Here is a 24202-nt window from a genome sequence, read left to right as displayed (position 1 = left end):
ACGCAATGACAATTGAACGGGTGCATCCTGCGCCGACCGGTGGTCTGCCACCGGACCGGAGGGGTGCAATCTGAGGAGAGGCCATATGAGTGCTGGGGTCGGTGTAGATCTTGAGAACCTCTGGATCCGATTTGGGGATTTCGTCGCGGTGCGCGACGCGAATGTGAACATCAACGGGGGCGATTTCTTCTCCTTCCTCGGGCCGTCGGGATGCGGCAAGACCACCATTCTGCGGGCGGTGTCGGGCTTTCTTGAGCCAAGCGAGGGCCGTGTGCTGATCGGCGGTAACGACATGAAGGGGATCGGCCCCAACAAACGTCCCACCGCGCTGATCTTTCAGAATCTGGCGCTGTTCCCGCTGATGAAGGTCTGGGAGAACATCACCTTCTCCATGGAGATAAAGGGCGCCTCGGCCCGCGAGCGGCGCAAACGCGCGGATGAGCTTTTGGACATGATCGCGCTGCCGGGGCAGGGGGATAAGCTGCCCTCGGAACTGTCCGGCGGTCAGCGCCAGCGGGTTGCCATTGCCCGCGCCCTGTGCGCCGAGCCGGACGTGCTGCTGCTCGATGAGCCGCTGTCGGCATTGGACCTGAAACTGCGCCAGCACATGCGCACCGAGCTGCGCGAGATCCAGCAGCGGGTCGGCATCACCTTCATCTACATCACCCACGATCAGGGCGAGGCCCTGACCATGTCCGACAATATCGCGGTGATGCGCGCTGGCGTTATCGACCAGATCGGCGATGGGAAATCGGTTTACAACGACCCCGCCACAGCCTTTGCCGCCTCCTTTGTCGGGGAAAACAACGTCTTTCGCGGCAAGGTGAAACAGGTCTCGGGCGAGACGGCCCTGATCAGCACCAACCGCTCCGGCGATCTGCTGGCCCGCATCTCCACCGCCAATCACGGCAAGATGCAGCCGGGTGACGATGCCATGCTGTTCATCCGCCCCGAAGCCTTTGCCCTCGCGCCTGCGGGCGCCTCTGGTGATCACTTTGTCACCGCCACCGTCACCAACGAGGAATTCGAAGGCAACGTCTTCAACATCTTCATGGAAGGCGACGGTGGCAAGGAGTTGAAGGTGTCGCTGCCCAACCTTGGCCAGTCCTTTGACAGCCACAAGGGCGAGGCAATGACCCTGCAATATGATGTCCAGAACGCCGTGGCTTTGCCTGCTGGCGAACTGGCCACGGAATAGGAGGCGATCGTGATGCCTCGTTTTCTGAGGGAATTCTTCAACCGCAACGGCGTCGGCATGGGGTCTTTGATGCTGGGTCTGGTCCTGTTCTGGACCGTGGGCCTCATCATCCTGCCGCAGCTGTCGATGCTCGACTTCTCGTTCCGGCCCAACCTGCCACCGCCGGAAATCGGCGGACCTAAGGATGTCTATACTGTCGAGAACTATAAATACCTGATCTACGGCCCCGAGGGCGGCAGTCAGGACTATAACGCAGTCGATCTGCGGGTGTTCTACCGGACCCTGATCGCAGCCGTATTCGTGACCCTGTTCAACCTGATCCTGTGCTATCCGATTGCCTATTATCTGGCGCAGACCAAGGGCAACCACATCCGCATCTTTGCGCTGATGCTGATCATTCCCTACTGGATCAATGAGATCCTGCGCGCCTTTGCCCTGCGCATCATCTTTGGCGAAACCGGGGTTCTGAATAACGCTTTGGTGGGGCTGGGAATTTTCGATACGCCCTTTGATTTCATCCGCAACGATATCGCGCTCTATGCGGGCCTTGGCTATGCCTACATCCTGTTGATGATCTTCCCGATCTACAACGTGATCGAAAGCCTTGACCGCAACCAGATCGAGGCAGCGCGGGACATGGGGGCCAGCTGGCCGATGATCCATCGCCGCGTGGTCATCCCCTATGCCAAACCGGGCATTTCCTCCGGCTGTACCATGGTCTTCATGCTGTCGGCCGGGGCGCTTGCGGCGCCGCAAATCCTGGGTGGCCCATCGTCGCTCTGGTTCACGCAGCTGATTTATCAGCAGTTCAATGACAACAGTGACTGGCCACAGGGCGCGGCCTATGCGGTGGTGCTGCTGGTGACCTGTATCCTGCTGGTGCTGGCGATCATGCGCCTGTTCAAGGTCAACATGGGAGATATCGGCAAATGAAGTCCTTCTCCTTGATGCGCGCCAGCCTCTGGATCTATCTGGCGATCTTCTTTGCCTATCTGCTGGGCCCCTTGGTGATCATGTCGGTCACCGCCTTCAACAGCCCCGAATTCCCGCGGGCCACGCCCTGGGAATGCCTGACCTTCGAATGGTTCTCGGCCTTGTTTCAGGACGAGCGTATCCTCAACGGGATCAAGAACTCGATTCTGGTAGGGGCTGGCACGGTGGTACTGTCGGTGGCGATGGGGCTTGCCGGGGCACTGATGCTGACCCAGATCTGGCCCAAGCTGCGCGCCACATACTACACCATCATCATCGCGCCGATCCTGATCCCTGGCGTTGTCATCGGTATTTCGACGCTGGTGTTCTGGGACCGGATCAATCGCATGGTGGGTCTTGGCGCCGACAGCTTCCTGTCAAACGGGCTGTTCCTGACGGTGATCGGTCAGTCCACCTTTATCGCCAGCTATTGCATGCTGGTGCTGGTGGCGCGGCTGCAACGCTATGACACGGCCCTGACTGAGGCGGCGCTGGACCTTGGCGCCACCCATGCGCAGGCGTTCCGCAAGGTGCTGCTCCCGTTCATGAAACCGGCGATTGCCTCGGCTGCGGTTCTGGCCTTTCTCGCCAGTTTCGAGAACTACAACACCACTACCTTCACCTTTGGCGAATATCCGACGCTGACCATCGAACTGGCCCAGAAGGTGCGCTATGGCATTACGCCTGCGATCTCGGCCCTGGCCTTTATCATCGTGGTGCTGACCGTCTTTGCGGCGCTCTTCAACGAGGCGAACATCCGCCGCAAGGAACTGGTGGCCACGGCCCGCAAGGACGCTACGGTGGAAGAGCTGGAAAGCGGCAAGTTCCGCGTTCCGGGTTTTCTCAGCTCGAACTGGGCGGCGGTGGTACTGGTGGTTCTGGCCTGCGCTACGGTTGTCGTTGTCGGCACCGCCACGGTCTACAGCCCCGCGCAATGTATTGCCGATGTGCAGGAGCAAAAGCGCATCGAGACCGAGCTGCGCATCCAGGAACTCCGCCAGCGCCGCGCCGAGGAAGCGGCCCGCAAGGCGGCGGAAGAGGCCGAAGCCGCGCCGAAATCTCAGGCAGCGCCCTCTGGCAACAACTCCGGCTTTGGCGGGGTCTTCAGCCCCAATGCCCTGACCGGCGGCGACGAGGAGGAAGAAAGCAAGGCGCCCGCGGCGGAGGACAGCAACAACTCCGGCTTTGGCAATGTCTTTGCCCCCAGCACGCTGAGCGGCGAGGGCAGTGGCGACTGACCTTGCTCTGAAGCGAAAATGAAAAGGCGGCTCTAAGGGGCCGCCTTTTTCTATGGTTGTGCGGAAGGCAGGAATGCCTTGCGGGTGTTGGCAGACATTCGATGGCAGGATAGGGATGCAGCGAAACGGGTGTCACATTGGGAAAGCGCGATATGGCTACGCAGAACGGCGACAACACAAAGCGCCTTGAAAGCCGTTCGCTGGGCGTGGCCATGTGGGGCAACCTGTTCATGGCCGCAGCAGGGTTGGTGGCGGGTGTGCTATCGAACTCCAACGCGATCATGATGGACGGTCTGTTCTCCCTGATCGGATTCGGTTCCGCGCTTCTTGGACGGCGGATCAGCCGCCGCATTGATGCAGGCCCCGACAAGGCCCGCCCCTATGGCTATGCTGCGGACGAGGCGATCTTCTCAACCTTCCGGTCGCTGTCCCTTCTGGGACTGGTCCTGTTCGCCATCACGAATGCGATCAAGAACGTTTACAACTACCTCAGTGGCATGACGCCTGAGCCGCTGAATTTTGCCCCCATGATCATCTACTTTGCAGGGATCGGGCTGGTCTGCGCGATCCTGTGGGGATTCCATCATTTTACCTGGCGCCGAACGGGGAAGCGCAGCGCGATCCTGCGGCTTGAGGCAAAGGCCGCGATGTTTGACGGGCTGATCACGGCTGCTGCGGGTGCCGGTCTGGGCGCCATCTATATGTTCCGGGATGGCCCGCTGGCACCGGTTGCGCCGGTTGGCGATTCAGTGATTGTACTCTTGCTCTGTCTGCTGGCCATCGGTTCCTATGTGCGTGAATTCCGGGGTGGGCTGGGCGAATTGGCCGGCGCGAGCGCGCGACCGGAGTATGTCGCGAGCGCCCGGCGCAGCCTGCGGTCCGCGATCGCCGAGGATGGCGGCGAATTGCAGGACATGTCGGTGACCAAACTGGGCCGTACGTTCCTGGTGACTGTCTACTACGATCCTCGCCGTCCTATGTCAGCATCAGACATCGACAAGCTGAACCTGCGCATGATCGAGGATGCGCGCAAGACGCTGACGGGGGCGGACGTGCTGCTGTTGATCACCGAACATCCCCGGCGCTGGCCCGATGCTCTGAATCCGTTCTGAAGCCTGAGCTCCCGGTAAAACGGCCCTGCATGTTCGCCGGGATGCCTCTCAGGCTTGTCTTTGTCCGTTTTGCTCAGCCAGTCCGGCTGTGACCCGTCCCGCTGGCCAGCGTCACGGGCGGGCCGGACCAATCGACGTTCTCGGGCAGGCGGTCGGTGATGAAATGATCCATCGCATCGAACCCCGCAACGCGGTGGGCGGCAGAGCGGCTCCATTTCGTATGGTCGGCCACCAGCAGCATCCGCCGCGCGCTGGCGCGGATCGCGTTGCTGACCTCGGCGTCGAAGTGTTTGAAATCGAGGATACCGTATTCGGGATCCAACGCCCCGGCGCCGATCACACCGAAATCTGCGACGAACTTCCGGTAGCCTTCCAACGCCTGCGCACCAACCAGATCGCGATCCTCGGGGCGCAGCTGCCCGGCTACCACATGCACATCGCAGGAGGGCGCGTTGCACATCAGCCGGGCAACTTCCAGATTGTTGGTGACGATGGTGATGTCGGGGGTCTGGGTCAGCGCCTCGGCGACGTATTGCACCGTTGTGCCGATGCCCAGAAGAACGGTCGAGCCTTCGGGGATCAGCGCCGCTGCGGCATTGGCGATGGCGCGTTTGCGGTCCTCGTTCAGCGTGGCGCGGGCGTGAAAGTTGAGGTTCAGCGGATTGGACGGCGGCGCCACCCCGCCATGCACCCGCCGCGCCAACCCCTGGTCGCACAGATCGTTGATATCGCGGCGGATGGTCTGGGTGGCGACACCGAATTCAGCAGCCAGCTCATTGATGGATTGCTGCCCCGAAGCGCGCAGCTGTTCCATGATCTGACGTTGACGGTCGTTGAGGTCGCTCATCCGGGCTTCCGTTCCTGTTGCCGCCGTCCGAGGTCTTCCACTGTTGGATCAGATCGACGGCGCGATCCAGTCCGGGACAATTCCGCTGCGCTCGATGTAGCCGGTGACATCGTGACCGGCGAACAGCCCGTGCGCTGTGATCAGGGCGGTGTTCCAGCCCTGCGCCTGCGCCCCTAACACATCGGTGTGCAGGGTGTCGCCAACCATGGTGATCCTCTGCGGCGCTATGTCACCAAGCCGGGCCTGCGCTGCGGCATAGACCGACGGGAAAGGCTTGCCATGAAATACCGGCGAAATGCCCAGCTGATCGCGCAGTGCGACGGCGTAGAACCCTGGCTCCAGTGTCAGTCCGGTTTCGCGCGGGGCGACCAGATCTGGGTTTGCCACCACAAGCGGGCGGGGATTGCGCGCCAGGCTGTCGTGCAGCATGCCCTGTTGCGCCTCGGTCCAGTCCGAGGTGCTGAGCAGCAGGAAGGCATCTGCGGCATCGTATGTGTCGGACGTATTCCCCAGCGCCACGGCGGCCACCGGCAGCTCGGAAGCTTCAAACCCAGCTGGCGCCATCACGCCCCAGGTGCCGTCCGGGGCGATGTCGGTCAGGCAGGTCTCGCAGACCTCGCGGCTTGAGATGATCTCTTCCGCGGCAAAGTCAAAGCCGAGGCGGGCGAATTTCTCTTCGGTCTGGGCACGGGTAAAGCTGGCTGCATTGGTCAGAACCAAGAGCGCCTTGCCTGCATCGCGCAGCTGCTGCACGCGTTCGTGCGCGCCGGGGATTGGGCTGTCGCCAACGTTGAGCACCCCATAGGCGTCAAAGACGAAGGCATCGGTCTGATCCATCACCTGGTCAATGCCCGATACCGGCAGCGCCTTTCCCTTGTGATTGCTGACGGGCAGATGGGCGCGGATTTCCTCGTATCTGGCAAAGGCGGCTTCGGGGGTCATGCTGTCGTGGCCTCTGCTGCAAGGAGTTCGTCGCGTAGCCGCACGGCCAGCGCGGGATCATCGGTTATCACCCCGTCCACATCCGCCAGCAGACCTTTGCGGATCGCATCTGCGCCGCGCATGGTCCAGACCATGACCTGCAGGCCAAGGCTCCGGGCCAGCTCCCGATGGTCAGGCGTCAATTCCCAGAACAGCGGGCTCCAGACAGTCGCGCCGGTGTCGGCAAGATGGCGCAGCATCGCCTCTGGATCGGCAGGGGCGCCGTCCAGCCAGGGCGAGCCGTCGTAGAGGTTGCCAGAGGCGTGGATTTCGCGGCTCATCGACAGGTGCGAGCGGCGGAACTGCGGTGCTACGCGTTTAGCCGCCGACAGGATCTGCCAGTCAAACGCATGGATCAGGCAGTGATCCTGGGTTCCCGTGGCGGTGATGACATCGACCGCAGCGCGCACGAAATCCTCGGGCGCGGGTTCTGCGGCGTCTTCGGGGTCGTGCTTCAGCTCGACCAGAACATCGACGGGACGGTCGGCCTTGGCCACCAGATCCAGCACCTCGGACAGGCGGGGCACACGGGCGCCGGGCAGGTCCTGCTGCTGCGGGTGCTTCTTCGCGTACTCCGAACCCGGACGAATACCGCCCACGTCAAAAGCGCAAAGCTCCTCGTAGGTCAGCGCGCCGATGGCCGGGCCTTCCTCTGACAGGAACACACCCGCGCTGTCGCGGGTGGTGTCGGCCAGAAGATGGTGATTGTGGGTGACGACGGGCACGCCGTCGCTGGTCAACAGCACATCCAGCTCGATCCCATCCGCGCCGGAGGCGATGGTATGCGCGAACCCGTCCAGAGAGTTCTCGGGGAGAACATCCGGGGCGCCGCGATGTCCGAATATCTTGGGCAACTGCATGATCCGTCCTCAGGCCAGTCGTTTGCCAGAGGCCAGATCGAACAGGTGTAGCTGATCGGCGCCACAGCCCAGTTCCAGCGTCTCGCCGCTGTCATGCTGCTGCACGCCGGGCAGGCGCACGGCCAGCGGGACCGAGGTGCCGGAGACCTTGCCGTGGACCACGGTATCTGCGCCCAGCTGTTCGACGAAATCGACTTCCAGATGGAATTGCGCCGCACCCGATGCATCCATGGACAGGTGTTCGGGGCGAATGCCCATGGCGACCTTGGCACCTGCCAGGGCGGGGATTTCACCGGCAAAGCGGATGTCACGGCTGCCATCGACCAACAGGCCGCGGCGATCCTCGGTGACGGTGCCTTCGACTACGTTCATGGCGGGGCTGCCGATGAAATCGGCGACGAACCGGCTGGCCGGACGCAGGTACAGGTCCATCGGCGTGCCGATCTGCTCGACCCGGCCTGCGTTCATGATGATGATCCGGTCCGCAAGGCTCATGGCTTCGACCTGATCGTGGGTCACGTAGATGAAGGTGGCGCCCAGACGCTGGTGCAGGGCCTTCAGCTCGGCGCGCAATTGGGTGCGCAGCTTGGCATCGAGGTTCGAGAGCGGCTCGTCGAACAGGAACACCTTGGGGTCACGCACGATGGCGCGGCCCATGGCGACCCGCTGGCGCTGACCACCCGAGAGCTGCGCCGGTTTGCGGTCCAGATACTCCTCAAGCCGCAGGGTGCGGGCGGCCTCGGCGATGCGCTCGGCGATCTGGTCCTTGGGCAGGCCTTCGTTCTTGAGGCCGTATTCCATGTTGCCGCGCACCGACATATGCGGATAAAGCGCGTAGTTCTGGAACACCATGGCGATGTCGCGCTCGCCCGGCTCCAGATCGTTCACGCGGCGCTCACCGATGTTCAGATCGCCGGTGGTGATGCTTTCAAGACCCGCAATCATCCGCAGGATGGTGGACTTGCCGCAGCCCGAGGGGCCGACCAGCACGATGAACTCTCCATCCGCGATATCCGCGTTGACGTCGGACACGGCGGTGACGCCGCCGGGATAGGTCTTGCCCAGGGATTTGATGTTGAGAGTAGCCATTTATTTCTCGCTTTCGACCAGCCCTTTGACAAAGAGCTTTTGCATTAGAACGACGACCAGAACCGGGGGGATCATGGCAAGGACGGCGGTGCCCATGATGTAGTGCCAGACCGGCAGCGCCTCGCCCGAGTTGACCATGCGCTGGATGCCCATGACGACGGTGTAGAGGCTTTCGTCGGTGGTGATCAGGAGCGGCCAGAGATACTGGTTCCAGCCGTAGATGAAGAGGATGATGAACAGCGCTGCGATATTGGTGCGCGACAGCGGCAGCAGGATATCCTTGAAGAACCGGATCGGCCCTGCGCGGTCGATGCGGGCCGCCTCGACCAGCTCATCCGGGATGGTCAGGAAGAACTGGCGGAACAGGAAGGTTGCCGTGGCCGAGGCAATCAGCGGCACGGTCAGACCCGCGTAGGTGTTCAGAAGACCCATCTTCACCACCACATCGAATGTGGGCAGGATCCGCACTTCGACCGGCAGCATCAGGGTGACGAAGATCATCCAGAAAAAGCCCATGCGGAAGGGGAAGCGGAAATAGACGATGGCATAGGCCGACAGGATCGAGATGATGATTTTGCCGAAGGTGATGACCAGCGCCATGATCAGGCTGTTGAACATCATCATGCCGATGGGCACGCCGCCGGCCTCGGGTAGGCCACCGGCCAGAAGCTGGGAATAGTTTTCCCAGGCCTGATCCCCGAACCACAGCGGGATCGGCGATTGCGACAGTGCGCCGGGACCGTGGGTCGAGGCAACCAGCGCCATCCAGACAGGAAAGCACAGGAACAGGACGCCGGCGATTAGGATGGCATGGGTAAAGAACGTCAGAATGGGGCGATTTTCGACCATCAGTATTGCACCTTGCGCTCGACGTAACGGAATTGGATGAAGGTCATCAGGATCACCATGCCCATCAGGATCACCGACTGAGCAGCCGAGGAGCCGTAGTCCTGACCAATAAAGCCAGTGTTGTAGACGCGGAACACCAGGATCGAGGTGGCGTCTGCGGGGCCACCTTCGGTGGTGGCGTGGATCAGGGCGAAGGTGTCAAAGAAGGCATAGACGAGGTTGACGACCAGCAGGAAGAAGGTGGTGGGCGTCAAAAGCGGGAAGGTGATCGACCAGAAGCGGCGCACCGGCCCGGCCCGGTCGATGGCGGCTGCCTCGATCAGGGACTTGGGAATGCTTTGCAGCCCGGCAAGGAAGAACAGGAAGTTGTAGCTGACCTGTTTCCAGGCGGCGGCCACCACGACGAGCAACAGGGCCTGATCACCGTTCACATAGTGGTTCCATTCGATCCCGATCCCTTTCAGCCAGTAGGCAACGATGCCAAGCGAGGGGTTCATCAGGAAGTACCAGATCACACCGGCAAGGGCGGGCGCGACGGCGTAGGGCCAGATCAGCAGGGTCCGGTATCCGGTCGCGGCCTTGATCACGCGGTTGGCGGCAACCGCCAGGATCAGGGAGATGGCCATGGCGAGGAAGGCAACCGAGAAACCGAACAGCAGCGTCGTGCGGAAGGACTTCAGGTAGCCGGGATCGCTGAACAGTTCGTAATAGTTGTCCAGCCAGACCCATTCACGGGAAAACCCAAAGGCGTCTTCGATGAAGAATGAACTTTCAAGCGCCTGATAGGAGGGCCAGAAGAAGAAGGCGATGGTGATCGCGATTTGCGGCAGTACCAGCAGGTATGGCAGCAACCGGGAGCGGAAGACGACACGCTTTTGCACGGGCAGGAACCTTTGGGGTGGTCTTTTTCAAAAAGGGGAGGCCCCGCCAGGGACCTCCCTATAGCCAACATGTGGGGATGATCAGTCGTTGGCTTTTTCAAACTTGCGCAGCAGGGCATTGCCGCGCTCTACAGCTTCGTCCAGGGCGGTCTTGGCGTCTTTGTCGCCTGCCCATACGGCTTCCAGCTCTTCGTTGATGATGTCACGCACCTGCACGAAGTTACCGAAACGGACGCCTTTGGAGGCCGGTGTCGGTGCGTTCAGGGACAGCTGCTTGATCGCGGTGTCGGTCAGCGGATCGGATTCATAGAAACCCTGTTCCTTGGACAGATCGTAGGCCGCGGTGGTGATCGGAACATAACCGGTGTTCTGGTGCCAGTAGGCCTGCTGCTCGGGGGCAGAAACGAACTGGAAGAAGTCGGCGACACAGCTGTATTCCGCCTGCTCGTGACCGTTCAGAACCCACAGGGTTGCACCGCCGATGATCGAGTTCTGCGGCTTGTCCGCCACTGCGGTGTCAACCGGCAGCATGGTCTGGCCGAATTCGAAATCGGTGATGTCTTTCTTGAAGCCACCGTAATAGGCCGAGGAGTTGATCCACAGCGCGGTTTCGCCGTTCACGAACTGACCACGGCTGTCACCGCGACGGCCGCCGTATGCGAACAGGCCTTCTTTGCCCATGTCGGCGATACGCTGGATGTGGTTCACAACCGCGTCGTTGTTGAAGCTGAACTCGGTTTTCAACGAGGCAAAGCCGTTTTCCTCGGTGCCCATGGGCAGGTTGTGCCATGCCGAGTAGTTTTCGATGTTCGACCAGGACTGCCAGCCAAAGGAGAAGGGCTTTTCAACGCCGTTTGCCTTCAGGGCGCGGGCGGCTTCTTCGACTTCGTCCCAGGTGGTGGGAACGTCAACACCGGCAGCGTCCAGCGCGGTCTTGTTGTACCACAGAACCGGGGTGGAGGAGTTAAACGGCAGCGACAGCAGGTTGTTGTCGGTGTCGGTGTAGTAGGAGATCACGGCAGGCAGGTAGGCAGAGGGATCAAAATCGACGCCTGCGTCTTCCATCAGCTTGTAGACCGGGTAGATCGCGCCCTTGTCACCGGCGGCCATCATGGTGGCGGTGCCAACTTCGAAGACCTGCACAACGTGGGGCTGCTCGCCTGCGCGGAAAGCAGCAATAGCGGCGGTCATGTTCTCGGTGTAGTTGCCTTTGTAGACAGCGTTGATGTGGCAGCTGTCAGAACCGGCGTTGTATTCGGATGCGAATTTGTCGACGATTTCGCCCAGCTGACCGCCCATGGCGTGCCAGAACTGCACTTCGGCCTTCTCGGCGAATGCGGTGGTGCCGACCATGGCAAATGCAGTGGTCGCCGAAAGAATGGATTTGAGTTTCATGTTCATCTCCTGAGGCCACGGCAGATCAGTCCTGTCCGCAGCGATTCCCCGTTATTGATTCCGTATGAGTTCAATCACTCACATGAGGCGCATTATTCTGTCTTTGTAACGCTCATATGAATTCACTTTGCGTTCAGGTGAACATTTCGTCAAGACGGACATAGTCTGCCCAATTAATAATCTTTCACTCCGAACCGGCCTTGCGGCGGTGGTATATGATTGAAGTTTTTAGAATTTTATGTGCCAAAATCTGCGGCTGAGGCAGGGCTGACGATGTCGTGAGCAGGCCCGGGAGCCGTTATTTTCTGTTGAAAAGCGCCATCTGAGATCGTCAAAAAGTACAACACCCCGGCGCCGTTGGGGCGGCCGGGGTGCGTTGCAAAAGATCTGATTCTGCCCGACAACCCCGCAAGATTGGGGCGCATATCCGGGTCATCTTCCGTGGCGTCAGGAAGCCTTGAAGGTGTCCTGGTACTGCTCTCTCAGGATATTTTTCTGCACCTTGCCCATGGTGTTTCGGGGCAGCTCATCCAGTATCACCAGCTTGCGCGGGTGTTTGAACCGGGCCAGAACGTCACGCACCGCGTCCATGATCGCATCCGTGTCGGGGGTTTCGCCCGGCGCCGGGACCAGAACGCCCAGCACGGTTTCGCCGAAATCCGGGTGCGGTACGCCGATCACCGCGCTTTCCAGCACGCCGGGCTGTTCATCCAGCACCAGTTCGATTTCCTTGGGGTAGATGTTGTATCCGCCCGAGATGATCAGGTCCTTGTTGCGGCCGACGATATGGACATAGCCATCCGCGTCCACCATCCCGAGATCCCCGGTGATGAAGAACCCATCGCTGCGCAATTCGGCTGCTGTCTTCTCTGGCATCTGCCAGTAGCCCTTGAAGACGTTGGGACCGCGCACCTCGATCTGGCCGACCTCGCCTGCGGGCAGGGTGTCGCCCGACGCCGGATCGGTGATCTTCAGCTCCACCCCCGGCAGCGGGAAGCCGACGGTGCCCGCGCGGCGCTCGCCCTCATAGGGGTTGGAGGTGTTCATATTGGTTTCAGTCATGCCATAGCGTTCAAGAATACGGTGGCCGGTACGTTCTTCGAATTGCACGTGGGTCTCCGCCAGCAAGGGCGCAGAACCGGACACGAACAGCCGCATATGCCGGGTCAGATCTCCGGTGAACCGCGCATCTCCCAGAAGCCGGGTATAGAAGGTCGGCACCCCCATCATCGTGGTCGCGCGCGGCAGGTTCTCGATCACCGCATCAAGGTCGAATTTCGGCAAGAAGATCATCGCGCCCCCCGCCAGCAGCGTCACATTGCTGGCGACAAAAAGCCCGTGGGTATGAAAGATCGGCAGCGCGTGCAGCAGCACATCATCCGCCGTGAACCGCCACTCGGCCGCCAGCGTTTCCGCGTTTGACAGCAGGTTGTTCTGCGTCAGCATCGCCCCCTTTGAGCGTCCGGTGGTGCCAGAGGTATAAAGGAAGGCCGCCAGATCCTCGCCTTCCCGGTCGACCGTGTCATAGGAGGTCCGCATCGCCGCCGCCTGGGCCATCAGGGTGCCAGAGCCATCTGCGTTCAGCGTCTCCAGCGCAGCGCCGAGAGGTTGGGTGATGGGGGCGACGGTCGCCTCCTTCCCGGCATCGCAGACCACGACCGAGGCGCCGCTGTTTTCGATGAAATAGGATAGCTCATCCGCCGTATAAGCGGTGTTGAGCGGCAGGAACACCAGACCGGCCTGCGCACAGGCCGCATATAGGGCCAGCGCCTCTGGGGATTTTTCCACCTGAACGGCAACGCGGTCGCCGGGTTGCAGCCCTTTGCCGGTCAGGACATGGGCGATCTGCGCTGCGGTGCCAAGAAACTCCTGATGGGTGATCACCTGCCCGTCCGGGAGATACAGAAACGGGGTGGATTTTCCGGCATGGGCACCAAACAGCCCGTCATAAAGAGGATTTGCCATGGGCTAACTTTCTTCTGATTTTTGCAGCTTTGATGCGGCGGCGAGGGCGCGCACCTCTGCCGTTGCGGCCACCTTTTGGCTGGTGGCGAATTGTTCGTGGTTCTGTGCGACTTTCTTCAGGTCATATAGGTAGTTGACCATCGCGCCGCCGGACTGTGCCCGGCCCTTGTCCGAGGTATCCGCGTCGGCGTGCACCGCGTGGACAATGGCGCCGTTGCCCAGATGAAACCGTGCGACGGGATCAAAGGGCAGGCCACCGCGCCCTTTGGCGTTAAGCAGATAATGGGCGGCGTCCGATTTCATCCGGTCCGGGTCGGAGGGAGCCCAATCCAGACCCTCCTGCTCGATCCAGCCCGCAAGCCCTGGAATGGGGGAGAGGGTAACAAAGGTTTTGAGCCCCGCCAGTTCCGCCGCCAGATCGGCGGCCACCTGCTTGATCAATGAATTGCCAAAGGAAATGCTGGCCAGACCCGACTGGCAGTTGGAGATCGAGTAGAACACCGCCGTATCGGCCTCGTCCGCGGTCATCGGGGTGCGGTCTTCGGCCAGAAGCGCCTGAATGGATCCCGGTGTGCCCTTGGTCAGTGCCACTTCGACAAAGATTAGCGGCTCATCCGGCATCGCGGGATGGAAAAAGGCGAAACAGCGCCGGTCTGCCGGTTGCAACCTGCGGCGCAGATCGTCCCAGCTGTGAATGGCGTGCACGGCCTCGTAGGCGATGATCTTCTCCAGAATGTTCGCCGGGCTTTGCCAGTTGATCGGGCGCAGCACCAGAAAGCCTCGGTTAAACCAGGAGGCAAAGAGATGCCGGAAATCCTGATCCAGTGCTTCAAGTTCGGGAATGCCCCGCCCAAGGCGCAACAGATCCGCGCGCATCCGCACCAGCGCACCGGTGGCGCCCGGCACCCGGTTCAGGCGGCGGATCAACTCTTGCCGCCTGGGTTCGACCGCAGCCATGAAGGTACGGTAGGTCGCCTTTGACGGGCTTTGCTCATAGGCATCCAACCCGCTGCGCACCGCCTCGGGGTCGATGTTCAGCTTGGTGGCGATATGGGTGAAGAACGCCAGTTTGTCCGCGTCCTCCAGTTGCTCAAAGCCCGAAATCACCTCGCGTGCCAGCATCAGCTCAGACGTCTCGCCTGCCGACCCAACCAGATCTTCGGCCAGTTCGGCGATGGGCCGGTTGTCCTGTCCCGCCGCGCCCGACCAGCGGTAGCGGCGTTCAAAGACGGTGGAGAGGAGATCTGCGAGAAGGGTCACATTGCACCTCCCATCACAAGGTTGGGTAGCCAGGTCGCCAGACCCGGGAACAGACACAGAAGCACGATTGCCAGCACCATGCAGGCCACGAAGGGCAGCGAGCCGGTGAGGATGGTCTTCAGCGAAATGTCCGGCGCGATGCCGTTGATGACGTAAAGGTTCAGACCCACCGGCGGAGAGATTAGCCCGATCTCCATATTGATGGTCAGCACCACGGCAAACCAGATCGGATCGAAACCGGCGGTTGTAATGATCGGCAGCAGGATCGGTGCCGCCATCAGGATCACCGCGACGGGCGGCAGGAAGAATCCCGCGATCAGCAGAAAGACGTTGACCGCCCCCATCAGCACCCAGCGGTTCACATCCAGCGTGCCGATCCATTCGGCAATCGACTGGGTGATGAAGAGCGAGCTGAGCATGTAGGAGAACACCCCGGCGGCGGCGATGATGAAGAGGATCATCACCGATTCCTTGGTGCTGTCGCGCAGCACCACCCAGAGATCGCGCGGGTTCCACAGCTTGTAGATCACCATCGCGATCAGCAGGCACAGAAGTGCTCCGACGGCAGCGGTTTCCGAAGGCGTCGCGATGCCGCCATACATGGCGTAAAGAACCCCAAGGATGATCAGCAGGAAGGGCACCACGCGAGGCAGGATCTCGAACCGTTCGGCCCAGGTATAGCTGCCCGAGCCAAGACGCTCGGTGTCGCCCGAGCGCCAGGTTGAATAGAGCGACCAGGCCATGAACAGACCCACCAGCATGAGACCGGGAATGACACCGGCCAGGAACAGCCGCCCGATCGAGGTTTCGGTGGCAATGCCATAGACGATCATGGTGACCGAGGGCGGGATCAGGATGCCAAGAGTGCCACCGGCGGCGATGGAGCCTGCGGCCACGCCTTCGGGGTAGCCGCGTTTGCGCATCTCAGGGATGCCCATCTTGCCGATGGCGGCGCAGGTCGCAGGCGAGGATCCCGACATGGCAGCAAACAGCGCGCACGCGCCAAGGTTCGAAATCACCAGCCCGCCGGGAATGCGGGTCAGCCAGCGTTCCAACGCCTCATAGAGATCCGCTCCTGCGCGGGTCGAGGCGATAGAGGATCCCATGATGATGAACATCGGGATCGACAACAGGGCGAAATTATCCAGTTTCCCGAACAGGATTTCCGGCATCAGCTCAAGGCTGCGCATCCCGTCAAAGATCATCAGGAAACCGGCCGAAACGATTAGCAGCCCCAAGGCGACCGAGACGCCAGAAAACAGCACGAGGATTGTGGAAAGGGCAACAATGCCCCCAAGAACAAGTGGGTCCATAGGTCAGAGATCCAGGCCAAAGGGTTTGTCGGCGCCGGTCAGAAGCGCCACGAAGTCAGCAATCAGTTGCAGCAGGAACAGGGCAAACCCGACGGGAATAGCCAGATAGGGGATCCACAGGCGCACGCCCCATACGGTGTCCGAGCGCCAGCCGCGATCCCAGGCGAAATGCCAGTACTCGAACCCGTACCACAGCATTATCGCCATGATGCTGATCGACAGGAGTGAGGTCAGAACCGCCAGCCCAAACCGCGCGCGCGGCGGCAACGAAATCGGGATCAGATCGACGTTCACATGGCCGCGCAGCCGCTGCACATAGGGTAGGCCGATCAGGGTGGCCGAGATGACCAGATAAATCACCGCCTCGGTCTGCCAGACAGTGGATCCGTTCAGCACAAACCGGATCACGATCATCTGGCAGGTAATCGCAACCGCTGCCATGATCATGGCAGCCGCGCACCAGCCGGCAAGTGTGGACAGGCCCGCAACGGCCCGCAGGAACGGATTGTTCCCGGTTTTTGCGATCGTGGCCGCACTTTGTCCTGCCATTCCCGCCTCCTGAAGTTCTGAGAAATTCAAAAAAGGCGGGGCAGCTTCAGGCCACCCCGCCGGGTGTTATCACTCGACTGCGAGCGCCAAATCGAGAAGCGCCTGACCGTCCGAAACCTCATCCACAAATTTCTTGTAGGAGGTTTCCATGGCCAGCTTGCGCCATGCGTCGAAGTCATCGGCGCTCATCTGGGCGATTTCCACACCGGCGTCGGCAAAGACCTTGGCCGAGGCGGCGTCCTGTTTCTTGGCTTCTTCCAGGTAGTAGGCTTCGGCCTTTTCGGCAGCGGCCAGCAGCGCGTTTTGCTGTGCTTCGCTCAGACCCTCAAAGGTGCTCTTGTTCATCAACAGAGGCTGGTACATGAACCACAGGGCTACATCGCCCGCCGGGGTGTAGCAGCTGACCTGTTCGTAGATCCGGTAGGACACGAAGGACGATGACGAGGTATTAGCAGCCTGCAGAACGCCGGTTTGCATGGCGTTGTAGATTTCCGAGGACGCCATCGAGGCGATGGAGGCACCGGCGCCCGCCAACATCTGTTCGAAGGCTTTGCCGGCCGCGCGGGTCTGCAGTCCTTCGATGTCGGAGGGTTTGGTGATGCACTTGTCCTTGCCTGCGAAACCGCCGGCCAGATAGCCGTGCACCAGAACCATCACGTCGTCGTCGGCCATCTTGGCCTCAAGCGCTTCCATGAAGGGCGAGTTGCTGAGCCGCGCGGCGTGGTCGTGGTTCTTCACCAGGCCGGGCATCAGCGTCAGGTTATAGGCGGGCTGCTGGCCGCCAGCATAGCTGAGCGGTAGAACGGTCATGTCCAGCTGGCCGCGGCTGAGCGGTTTATACTGCTCGCGCGGTTTGAACAGCGATTTGGAGCCGAAGATCTTGATGTCCAGATCGACATCGGCGGCGGCCACCTCATCGGCGACGATCTGCGCGACCTTGTGGCGGATGTCCTTGTTCGACCACTGGTGCGACAGGCGCAGTTCGGTGGCATTGGCTAGCGCGGCCGACGACAAGAGCGCCGCGGCAGCGACCGCAGCTTTCAGCATGGTTTTCATTTTTTCCTCCCAGAAATTCCAACCTTTGATGGCTGGAGATGCCCGAACGTAAACATCAGGTGTTTTTCAAGTCAATATTTTTGTATACAAGAATAGTCATGTTGAATTTTCAAAACCGGAGTGCTACTGAAAATCCATGGGGCAACGTCGTGCAGATAGTATCGCTGAAGAGCTGGAAGAGCTGATCTTTGACGGCACTTTTGCGGATGGCGACCGCTTGGACGAGGTGCGCCTGGCCGAACAGTTCGGCGTTTCACGCACGCCGCTTCGTGAGGCATTTCAGCGGCTTGCCCTTTCTGGTCTGGTACAGCTGATCCCGCGACGCGGCGCCTTTGTACGTCAGCCCGGCCCGGTTGAACTGATGGAAATGTTCGAAGTCATGGCCGAGCTGGAAGCGGTCTGCGGACGGCTGGCAGCCAAGCGGATTTCGGATCAGGCGCTGGATGAGCTGAACGATGCCAATGCTAAATGCCAAGCAGCGGTCGATGCACAAGATTCGGATGCCTATTACGTGGAGAACGAGCGTTTCCACCGCATCCTCTACCGCGAATCCGGCAATGGGTTTCTGGAGCAGGAAGCCTGCAAGTTGCACAAACGCCTGAAGCCCTTTCGCCGCCAGCAGCTGCGGTTTCGCGGGCGTTTGGCGCAGTCCATGGATGAACACAAGGCCGTGGTGCAGGCGCTGGTCCGGGGCGACGGCGAAGCCGCTGCCGAAGCCCTGCGCGATCACGTCGCGGTGCAGGGCGAGAAGTTCCACACTCTGATGGCCAGCCTCAAAAGCGCCGCAGAATAAAGCCGCCGCAGCAGGTTCAATCGCGGTGGTGCAGGATGCGCCCGATGGTGTTCATCAGCAGTTGCGCCGCCAAAATGGATGTGCAGCCGGTGGTATCATAATCCGGCGCCACCTCCACCAGATCAAGCCCGACGATATCGCCCCGCTGCGCCAGCGCGTCGATGATCTCCAACACCTCGTAATAGAGAAACCCGCCGTGGCTGGGAGTGCCGGTGCCCGGTGCGATTGAGGGGTCGAAGGCGTCGATATCTACCGTCAGATAATAGCGCTCTCCTTGCGGGATGCGGTTGATCAGCGCCTCGGTGCCCATCTTGCGCACATGGCGGACCGACTGGATGTCCGACCCCATTGAGCGGGCGGCATCATAGCCGTCCTTGGCGGTGGAGGAGACGTTGCGGATGCCGATCTGGGTCAGCCCGGTGACATAGGGTTTTTCAGCGGCGCGGCGCATCGGGTTGCCATGGCCATAGCGTACCCCGTGACGTTCGTCGACGAAATCGAGATGCGCGTCGATCTGCACCACGTGGATCGGCTCCTGATCGTCAAAGGCGTTGATGCAGGGGATATTCACCGAGTGATCGCCGCCCAGCACCACCGGCAGGGCACCGGCCTTCAGGATCTTACGCACGCCGTATTCGATATTGGCGTGGCTCTGCAGGGTATCGGTATGAATGATATCCGCATCGCCAATGTCTACGATGGTCACCTTGGCCGGGTCCAGATAGGTGACGTCATCCTCGAAATCATAGGCGCCCGCATGACCAAAGCTGAACAGGGTCGAGGCTTCGCGGATGGCGCGCGGCCCCATGCGTGCGCCCGACCGCCACTGGGCACCGAAATCAAAGGGTGCGCCCAGAACGGCCGCATCCGCATCGATGGCGTCCCAGTCTTCCACGTAAGGGTATTTGCCAAAGGTGCAGATGCCGACGAAAGGCAGGTTCAGCCGCCCGCTGTCATATCCGTGTTTGCTCATTCTGCGCTCCCCGTTGTTGTTGCCGACAGTAAGGGGAAGCGGTGGGGCGGGGTCAAGCGGTGGGTTGCACCGCATCCGGATGGGCAGCAGCAAAGGCCGGATGCTGGGCGCAGGCTTCCTCAACCGCCAAAAGGCGTGGCATGTCGGAGATATCTACCTCCCAGCGGCGGGCATTGTAGATCTGCGGCATCAGGCAGATATCAGCCAGCCCCGGCGCATCACCAGTGCAATAGGGGGCCTGTTCAAACCCCGCCAGCAGCGCCTCGAACGCCTGCAATCCGGGGCGGATGAAATGCTGCATCCAGGCCTTGGGCATATCCTCGCGCCCGCCGCCGAGCTGCGTGGCATGGCGGGCGACAGCCAGATTGCACACCGGATGCAGGTCCACCGCGATGGATTGCGCCAGTGCCTGCGCCTTGGCCCGCTCTGCCGGGGCTTTCGGGAGAAGGTTCAGATCACGGGTCTGGTCCAGATAATCCAGGATCGCCAGCGACTGTGTCAGCCGCAGCCCATCGATCTCCAGCACCGGCACGAAACCCTGCGGGTTGCGCGCCAGATGTTCGGGGCTCCGCTGCTCTCCCTTTACCAGATCGACGGGGATGGACTGGTATTCGATCCCGGCAAGGTTCAGCGCGATGCGCAGCCGGTAGCTGGCCGACGACCGCCAGTAATCAAAAAGCACCACATCCGTCATCAGTCTCTCCCTCTTGTGCCTGCCTGATATGAAACCGCACCCGGGATCCCCGGATGCGGTCTTTGTGTTTCGGTCTGTTGTTCAGACGTTACTCAGTTCCTTGGCGTGCAGCCAGTCTGCGTGTTTGGGCGCCTTCTTGGTCTTTGACCATTCCTCCAGCATCTCCCATTTCACGGCGTCCAGTTTTTCCAGCAGCGCCTCTTCCTTGGGATCTGGGCAGGCCAGTTCCACCCGGTGGCCGTTCGGGTCGAAGAAATAGATCGAGTGGAAGATCGAATGATCCGTCACACCCAGCACCTCGACGCCGTTCGCCTCAAGATGCTCCTTGAATTCGATCAGCGTGTCGCGGTCCTTCACCTTGAAGGCGATGTGCTGCACCCATTCCGGTGTGTTGGGGTCACGGCCCATTTCCTGCTTGGTCGGCAATTCGAAAAAGGCCAGGACATTGCCGTCCCCCGCATCCATGAAGACATGCATGTAAGGGTCGGGTTCATGTGTGGACGGGACGTGATCCTCGGCAATGGCCAGGACAAAGTCCATCTTCAGCATCTTGTTGTACCACTCCACCGTTTCCTTGGCGTCCTTGCACCGATAGGCGACGTGGTGGATTTTCTCGATTTTCACTTGCTCTCCTCCGAAGGCTGAAGCGCGGCAGCCGCCAGCGCCTGTTTCAGGATCGCGCGTTTCCCAATGTGGTTGGACAGGACCAGCACCAGCCGCGCATTGAGCGCGTCGCTGTCGGCCTTGGAAAGGCCCTCGTGTGCGGCCAGAAGATCGGCGTAGAAATCGTCGGCGCCGTCGATGTTCGGGGTCAGGATCAGTTGGTCGGACATCCGTGTTACTCCTTGCCCACGGCGCGGCGGATGGCGGCGCGGAACTGGTTGTCGTCATAGGAGGGGCGGCGGGCGGCCACGTGCTGATCCGGGCGGATCAGGTAGACGCCGCTGGCATTGTCGCCGAGGTAACGTTCCTTCAGGGCCAGGGTGCGGTCGTCCTTGACCGACAGCGCCAGCCGGGTGACTTCGATGCCGCCTTCCTCGATCATGTCGGGGGCCTCGGCGTCGATGGTCAGCAGAGTGAACTTGTCCGCCAGTTTCGGCAGCAGGAACTCATCACCAAGCGGTGCATCGGGGCAGGGCGATCCGGGGCGGGTGCGCTCCGGCCCATTGGGCAGCGCATCGGCGGAATTCAGGTGCGATCCGTCATAGGTACAAGGCACCGACAGGCGGCCCGAGTTCACCAGCGGGCGGGCGAATTCGAAATGTTCGCTGAGGTCCAGAACCGCATCGCGCAGCACGCGGGACATTTCCGATTTCGGGGTGATGAAATCGGTGGAGCGGCTGGAGTTCAGGATATTCTCGTCGGCGCCATAGACCCGTTCCTGATCGTAGCTGTCGAGCAGGCTTTCGGGGGCCTTGCCCTCCATCACCAGTTTCAGCTTCCAGCACAGGTTATCGGTGTCCTGCAGACCCGAGTTCGCACCGCGCGCCCCGAAGGGAGAGACCTGATGCGCTGCATCGCCCGCAAACAACACGCGGCCATGGCGGAAGTTCTCCATGCGGCGGCACTGGAAGGTATAGATCGACACCCATTCCAGTTCGAATTTCACATCTTCGCCCAGCATTTCCTTGAGGCGGGGAATGACGTTCTCGGGGCGTTTCTCGCGCTCCTTGTCGATGTCCCAGCCCAGCTGCAGGTCGATGCGCCAGACGCCATCAGGCTGTTTGTGCAAGAGTGCCGACTGGCCTTTGTTGAAGGGCGGGTCGAACCAGAACCAGCGTTCGGTGGGAAAGTCGGCCTCCATCACCACATCGGCGATCAGGAAGTTGTCCTCGAACACGCGGCCCACGAAATCGAGCCCCAGCATCTGCCGGGTCGGAGAGCCGGCGCCATCGCAGGCGATCAGCCAGTCTGCCTCGATATTGTAAGACCCTTCGGGCGTATCGATTTCCAGCGTCACGTGATCGGGGTGGGTGCCGATGGCGGAGACTTTGTTGCGGCCACGGATCTCGATCGGGGCGCCTTCGGCCTGCAATTCCTTGACCCGGTTCACCAGGTACTCTTCGAAGTAATACTGTTGCAGGTTGATGAAGGCCGGGCGCTTGTGGCCTTCCTCCGGCAGCAGGTTGAATTCATAGACCTGACGATCATCGAAGAAGACCTTGCCGATGTTCCACTGCACGCCCTTGTCCACCATCGGCTGACCGCAGCCCAGGCGGTCAAGGATCTCCAGCGGCCGTTTGGCGAAACAGATCGCGCGCGAGCCGAAGCTGACCTTGTCGTTGTCATCCAGGATCACCGCCTCGATGCCCTGCTGGGCCAGGTCGATGGCTGCGGCAAGGCCGACCGGGCCTGCGCCAATGATCACCACCTTGCGCCGCACCGGCGCCGGGGCGTCCTGATCCGCATGGCGTTCATACGGGTACAGGGGCACTTCAAAGATCTTGTTCATCTGGTGTCCTCCCAAAGGGTGCCGCTTGGCACAGCTTCTCCGGTTCCCGGCCATGGGGTTGGCCGGGAGGTTAGGTTAGCATTCCATTTCAAAAGCGGGAGCAACACGACCTAGGTCAAAAAAGCCAAACCTTGTTGGGCTGGCGAAAGGTTCTAGTTGCTCCCTGTTTCCACCGACATGCCTTCAGCGTGGTTTTGATTGGCATGCTCGGTATGGCTTTCGAGATCTTCTTCAACGTTTCTGGCAGCATCTTCCGATTTGACGCCAATCGTTGCAGCGAAAAAGCTTGAAGCTGCGAGTGTCGGCACGACCCAAACCATTTTGTCGCTCAAGAATGCCGCCAGATACGAGGGCACTAAAACTACAGCTGCTTTCATCGCCGCTGACTTAAAGTGCGTTATTTTCATGCATCTTAGCCTTGTAGTGAGTCCCACATTTCAAGGTCACGTTGTGCGGTCCAGATGCGGGGGGTGTCAATACCGCGGGCCTCGTCATAGGCGCGGGCGACGTTGAAGGGCAGGCAGTGCTCGTAGATCGCGTAGTCTTTAAACTTGGGATCGCACTCTTGGCGCACCGCGTCCCAGGCCTCTTTCAGGGTGCCGTTGCGGGCAGCCACGCGGGCGGCGGGGCGATAGGTGCTTTCGACGAAGTCGCGGGTGTTCTCGATGGCCGCGTTGACCATTTCCTTGCCGACCAGCGCATCCCCGCGACCCGGCGCGATGGCGTCGACGTCAAAGGATTTGATCGCATCCAGCGTATCACCCCAGTCGCTGAAGTGACCGTCGCCGCAATAGCAGGCTGAGTGGTATTCCACGATATCGCCGGTGAACATGACGTTCTGATCCGGCACGTGGATCACGATGTCGCCTGCGGTATGGGCGCGGCCCAGGTGCATCAGGTCGACGCGGCGGTTGCCCAGATAGACGGTCATGTCTTCCGAGAATGTGGTGGTGGGATAGGTCAGGCCCGGGATGCTTTCGTGACCTTCGAACAGGCGCGGGAAGCGCTGGAATTCGCTGTCCCAGTCTTCCTGACCGCGTTCAACGACCATGGCGCGGGCAGCATCACCCATGATGATCTGCTGCGCACCAAAGGCGGAGGCGCCCAGAACCCGCACCGCGTGATAGTGGGTCAGCGCGACATGGGTGATCGGCTTGTCCGTCACTGAACGCACGCATTCGATCACCTTGTTCGCCAGACGCGGGGTGGCCTGCGCCTCGACGATCATCACCGAGTCATCGCCGATGATCACGCCCGAGTTTGGATCGCCCTCGGCGGTGAAGGCGTAAAGGCCCTCGCCCACTTCGGTGAAGCTGATCTTCTTTTCCGTCATGTCGCCTTGCGACGCGAATGCCTTTGCCATGTGTTCAGTCCTTTTGCAGAAACTCAAGCCGGTTGCCGAATGGATCTTCGGCGAAGAACCGGCGTCGGCTTTCTATGGTGTCATCCCAGCGCGGTGATTGGCCGGTGGCCGTGATCCGTGCCGCGATGGTGTCGATGTCGTCTACGGCAAAGCCCGGATGGGCTTTGCGCGCAGGGGTGAACCCCTCTTCCACGCCCAGATGCAGCTCGGAACCGGCCAGGGACAGCCACAGGCCGCCACGCGCTTTCAGCGCTTCCGGCTTTTCGATCTCGGCCAGCCCAAGGCCCTCACACCAAAAGGCGCGGGCTTTGGGCTCTCCATCCTTGGGGATGGCAATCTGGATATGGTCGAGGGCGATCACA

Annotated in this window: 25 protein-coding genes; 5 read left to right on the top strand and 20 right to left on the bottom strand. The window is 60.9% G+C overall.

The features are described from left to right. Positions 1 to 85: 85 nt before the first annotated feature. The 4 genes from SM765_RS13585 (at position 86) to SM765_RS13570 (ending at position 4520) form a co-directional block, all read left to right on the top strand. Positions 86 to 1198, top strand: a complete 1113-nt coding sequence (locus SM765_RS13585) for an ABC transporter ATP-binding protein (RefSeq protein ID WP_274838233.1) — start codon at positions 86 to 88, stop codon at positions 1196 to 1198. A gap of 12 nt (positions 1199 to 1210) precedes the next feature. Next, entirely contained in the window at positions 1211 to 2131 is a 921-nt protein-coding gene (locus SM765_RS13580; protein WP_065271599.1) for an ABC transporter permease, read from the top strand. Then, entirely contained in the window at positions 2128 to 3408 is a 1281-nt protein-coding gene (locus SM765_RS13575) for an ABC transporter permease (RefSeq protein ID WP_274835537.1), read from the top strand. Before SM765_RS13580 ends, SM765_RS13575 begins: the two co-directional genes overlap by 4 nt. A 152-nt stretch (positions 3409 to 3560) precedes the next feature. Next, on the top strand, positions 3561 to 4520 hold the full coding sequence (locus SM765_RS13570) for a cation efflux transmembrane domain-containing protein (protein ID WP_274835535.1): 960 nt from the start codon (positions 3561 to 3563) through the stop codon (positions 4518 to 4520). Positions 4521 to 4593: 73 nt separating this feature from the next. Here the strand turns inward: SM765_RS13570 and SM765_RS13565 are convergent, their stop codons facing one another. The 12 genes from SM765_RS13565 to dctP form a co-directional block, all read right to left on the bottom strand. Next, a complete protein-coding gene (locus SM765_RS13565) occupies positions 4594 to 5367 on the bottom strand; it encodes a DeoR/GlpR family DNA-binding transcription regulator (protein WP_274833307.1) in 774 nt (257 codons plus the stop codon). 48 nt (positions 5368 to 5415) lie between these two features. Further along, positions 5416 to 6309 carry an HAD-IIA family hydrolase gene (locus SM765_RS13560; RefSeq protein WP_274838234.1) on the bottom strand — a complete coding sequence of 298 codons (894 nt, stop codon included), beginning with the start codon at positions 6307 to 6309 and terminating at the stop codon, positions 5416 to 5418. Beyond that, positions 6306 to 7208 (bottom strand): glycerophosphodiester phosphodiesterase family protein, encoded by a 903-nt coding sequence (locus tag SM765_RS13555; RefSeq protein ID WP_274838236.1) that lies wholly within the window; start codon positions 7206 to 7208, stop codon positions 6306 to 6308. Before SM765_RS13555 ends, SM765_RS13560 begins: the two co-directional genes overlap by 4 nt. 9 nt (positions 7209 to 7217) lie before the next feature. Beyond that, positions 7218 to 8297 carry a sn-glycerol-3-phosphate import ATP-binding protein UgpC gene (locus tag SM765_RS13550; protein WP_274838237.1) on the bottom strand — a complete coding sequence of 360 codons (1080 nt, stop codon included), beginning with the start codon at positions 8295 to 8297 and terminating at the stop codon, positions 7218 to 7220. Then, positions 8298 to 9146 (bottom strand): sn-glycerol-3-phosphate ABC transporter permease UgpE, encoded by an 849-nt coding sequence (gene ugpE, locus SM765_RS13545; RefSeq protein ID WP_274838238.1) that lies wholly within the window; start codon positions 9144 to 9146, stop codon positions 8298 to 8300. Further along, the gene (ugpA, locus tag SM765_RS13540) at positions 9146 to 10027 is read right to left on the bottom strand and encodes a sn-glycerol-3-phosphate ABC transporter permease UgpA (protein WP_065271591.1); all 882 of its coding nucleotides are present in this window, start codon (positions 10025 to 10027) and stop codon (positions 9146 to 9148) included. Before ugpA ends, ugpE begins: the two co-directional genes overlap by 1 nt. A gap of 81 nt (positions 10028 to 10108) precedes the next feature. Further along, a complete protein-coding gene (gene ugpB / locus SM765_RS13535) occupies positions 10109 to 11422 on the bottom strand; it encodes a sn-glycerol-3-phosphate ABC transporter substrate-binding protein UgpB (RefSeq protein WP_065273600.1) in 1314 nt (437 codons plus the stop codon). 447 nt (positions 11423 to 11869) lie between these two features. After that, positions 11870 to 13387: a malonate--CoA ligase gene (locus SM765_RS13530; RefSeq protein WP_274833310.1), complete on the bottom strand. Its 1518-nt coding sequence runs from the start codon at positions 13385 to 13387 to the stop codon at positions 11870 to 11872. A 3-nt stretch (positions 13388 to 13390) separates the two neighbouring features. Next, entirely contained in the window at positions 13391 to 14647 is a 1257-nt protein-coding gene (locus SM765_RS13525) for a malonyl-CoA decarboxylase (protein ID WP_274835530.1), read from the bottom strand. Further along, entirely contained in the window at positions 14644 to 15960 is a 1317-nt protein-coding gene (locus tag SM765_RS13520) for a TRAP transporter large permease (RefSeq protein ID WP_065271588.1), read from the bottom strand. Before SM765_RS13520 ends, SM765_RS13525 begins: the two co-directional genes overlap by 4 nt. A 3-nt stretch (positions 15961 to 15963) precedes the next feature. Then, positions 15964 to 16509: a TRAP transporter small permease gene (locus SM765_RS13515; RefSeq protein WP_065271587.1), complete on the bottom strand. Its 546-nt coding sequence runs from the start codon at positions 16507 to 16509 to the stop codon at positions 15964 to 15966. Positions 16510 to 16578: 69 nt separating this feature from the next. Beyond that, positions 16579 to 17565, bottom strand: a complete 987-nt coding sequence (gene dctP, locus SM765_RS13510; protein ID WP_065271586.1) for a TRAP transporter substrate-binding protein DctP — start codon at positions 17563 to 17565, stop codon at positions 16579 to 16581. 136 nt (positions 17566 to 17701) lie between these two features. On the opposite strand from dctP, the gene SM765_RS13505 reads away from it, so the two are divergent. Next, the gene (locus SM765_RS13505; protein ID WP_274838239.1) at positions 17702 to 18358 is read left to right on the top strand and encodes a GntR family transcriptional regulator; all 657 of its coding nucleotides are present in this window, start codon (positions 17702 to 17704) and stop codon (positions 18356 to 18358) included. Between the two features lie 16 nt (positions 18359 to 18374). On the opposite strand, the gene speB is transcribed toward SM765_RS13505, so the two are convergent. From speB to SM765_RS13465, 8 genes are all read right to left on the bottom strand, one after another. Continuing rightward, positions 18375 to 19331, bottom strand: coding sequence for an agmatinase (gene speB / locus SM765_RS13500; protein ID WP_274830335.1), 957 nt, complete (start codon positions 19329 to 19331; stop codon positions 18375 to 18377). Positions 19332 to 19383: 52 nt separating this feature from the next. Continuing rightward, positions 19384 to 20025 (bottom strand): maleylacetoacetate isomerase, encoded by a 642-nt coding sequence (gene maiA, locus SM765_RS13495; RefSeq protein WP_274838240.1) that lies wholly within the window; start codon positions 20023 to 20025, stop codon positions 19384 to 19386. 81 nt (positions 20026 to 20106) lie between these two features. Further along, on the bottom strand, positions 20107 to 20649 hold the full coding sequence (locus tag SM765_RS13490; RefSeq protein ID WP_274838241.1) for a VOC family protein: 543 nt from the start codon (positions 20647 to 20649) through the stop codon (positions 20107 to 20109). Continuing rightward, positions 20646 to 20858: a DUF2783 domain-containing protein gene (locus tag SM765_RS13485; RefSeq protein ID WP_065271581.1), complete on the bottom strand. Its 213-nt coding sequence runs from the start codon at positions 20856 to 20858 to the stop codon at positions 20646 to 20648. Before SM765_RS13485 ends, SM765_RS13490 begins: the two co-directional genes overlap by 4 nt. 5 nt (positions 20859 to 20863) lie before the next feature. Continuing rightward, positions 20864 to 22477, bottom strand: a complete 1614-nt coding sequence (locus SM765_RS13480) for an FAD-dependent oxidoreductase (protein WP_274838242.1) — start codon at positions 22475 to 22477, stop codon at positions 20864 to 20866. 152 nt (positions 22478 to 22629) lie between these two features. After that, the gene (locus SM765_RS13475) at positions 22630 to 22884 is read right to left on the bottom strand and encodes a hypothetical protein (protein WP_274838243.1); all 255 of its coding nucleotides are present in this window, start codon (positions 22882 to 22884) and stop codon (positions 22630 to 22632) included. A 5-nt stretch (positions 22885 to 22889) separates the two neighbouring features. Beyond that, positions 22890 to 23840, bottom strand: a complete 951-nt coding sequence (locus SM765_RS13470; RefSeq protein ID WP_274838244.1) for an MBL fold metallo-hydrolase — start codon at positions 23838 to 23840, stop codon at positions 22890 to 22892. A gap of 4 nt (positions 23841 to 23844) precedes the next feature. Continuing rightward, the gene (locus SM765_RS13465) at positions 23845 to 24201 is read right to left on the bottom strand and encodes a VOC family protein (RefSeq protein WP_274838245.1); all 357 of its coding nucleotides are present in this window, start codon (positions 24199 to 24201) and stop codon (positions 23845 to 23847) included. Position 24202: the final 1 nt, after the last annotated feature.

Source organism: Pseudophaeobacter sp. 1A09344 (genome assembly GCF_041008745.1).
Classification (GTDB): domain Bacteria; phylum Pseudomonadota; class Alphaproteobacteria; order Rhodobacterales; family Rhodobacteraceae; genus Phycobacter; species Phycobacter gallaeciensis_A.
This window is presented reverse-complemented; position numbering and strand designations above follow the sequence as displayed.

Bases quoted from the DNA above. Each gene is read 5' to 3' on its own strand.
- SM765_RS13585 (WP_274838233.1), top strand. From the start codon at position 86: ATGAGTGCTGGGGTCGGTGTAGATCTTGAGAACCTCTGGATCCGATTT.
- SM765_RS13580 (WP_065271599.1), top strand. From the start codon at position 1,211: ATGCCTCGTTTTCTGAGGGAATTCTTCAACCGCAACGGCGTCGGCATG.
- SM765_RS13575 (WP_274835537.1), top strand. From the start codon at position 2,128: ATGAAGTCCTTCTCCTTGATGCGCGCCAGCCTCTGGATCTATCTGGCG.
- SM765_RS13570 (WP_274835535.1), top strand. From the start codon at position 3,561: ATGGCTACGCAGAACGGCGACAACACAAAGCGCCTTGAAAGCCGTTCG.
- SM765_RS13565 (WP_274833307.1), bottom strand. From the start codon at position 5,367: ATGAGCGACCTCAACGACCGTCAACGTCAGATCATGGAACAGCTGCGC.
- SM765_RS13560 (WP_274838234.1), bottom strand. From the start codon at position 6,309: ATGACCCCCGAAGCCGCCTTTGCCAGATACGAGGAAATCCGCGCCCAT.
- SM765_RS13555 (WP_274838236.1), bottom strand. From the start codon at position 7,208: ATGCAGTTGCCCAAGATATTCGGACATCGCGGCGCCCCGGATGTTCTC.
- SM765_RS13550 (WP_274838237.1), bottom strand. From the start codon at position 8,297: ATGGCTACTCTCAACATCAAATCCCTGGGCAAGACCTATCCCGGCGGC.
- ugpE (WP_274838238.1), bottom strand. From the start codon at position 9,146: ATGGTCGAAAATCGCCCCATTCTGACGTTCTTTACCCATGCCATCCTA.
- ugpB (WP_065273600.1), bottom strand. From the start codon at position 11,422: ATGAAACTCAAATCCATTCTTTCGGCGACCACTGCATTTGCCATGGTC.
- SM765_RS13530 (WP_274833310.1), bottom strand. From the start codon at position 13,387: ATGGCAAATCCTCTTTATGACGGGCTGTTTGGTGCCCATGCCGGAAAA.
- SM765_RS13520 (WP_065271588.1), bottom strand. From the start codon at position 15,960: ATGGACCCACTTGTTCTTGGGGGCATTGTTGCCCTTTCCACAATCCTC.
- SM765_RS13515 (WP_065271587.1), bottom strand. From the start codon at position 16,509: ATGGCAGGACAAAGTGCGGCCACGATCGCAAAAACCGGGAACAATCCG.
- dctP (WP_065271586.1), bottom strand. From the start codon at position 17,565: ATGAAAACCATGCTGAAAGCTGCGGTCGCTGCCGCGGCGCTCTTGTCG.
- SM765_RS13505 (WP_274838239.1), top strand. From the start codon at position 17,702: ATGGGGCAACGTCGTGCAGATAGTATCGCTGAAGAGCTGGAAGAGCTG.
- speB (WP_274830335.1), bottom strand. From the start codon at position 19,331: ATGAGCAAACACGGATATGACAGCGGGCGGCTGAACCTGCCTTTCGTC.
- maiA (WP_274838240.1), bottom strand. From the start codon at position 20,025: ATGACGGATGTGGTGCTTTTTGATTACTGGCGGTCGTCGGCCAGCTAC.
- SM765_RS13485 (WP_065271581.1), bottom strand. From the start codon at position 20,858: ATGTCCGACCAACTGATCCTGACCCCGAACATCGACGGCGCCGACGAT.
- SM765_RS13480 (WP_274838242.1), bottom strand. From the start codon at position 22,477: ATGAACAAGATCTTTGAAGTGCCCCTGTACCCGTATGAACGCCATGCG.
- SM765_RS13475 (WP_274838243.1), bottom strand. From the start codon at position 22,884: ATGAAAATAACGCACTTTAAGTCAGCGGCGATGAAAGCAGCTGTAGTT.
- SM765_RS13470 (WP_274838244.1), bottom strand. From the start codon at position 23,840: ATGGCAAAGGCATTCGCGTCGCAAGGCGACATGACGGAAAAGAAGATC.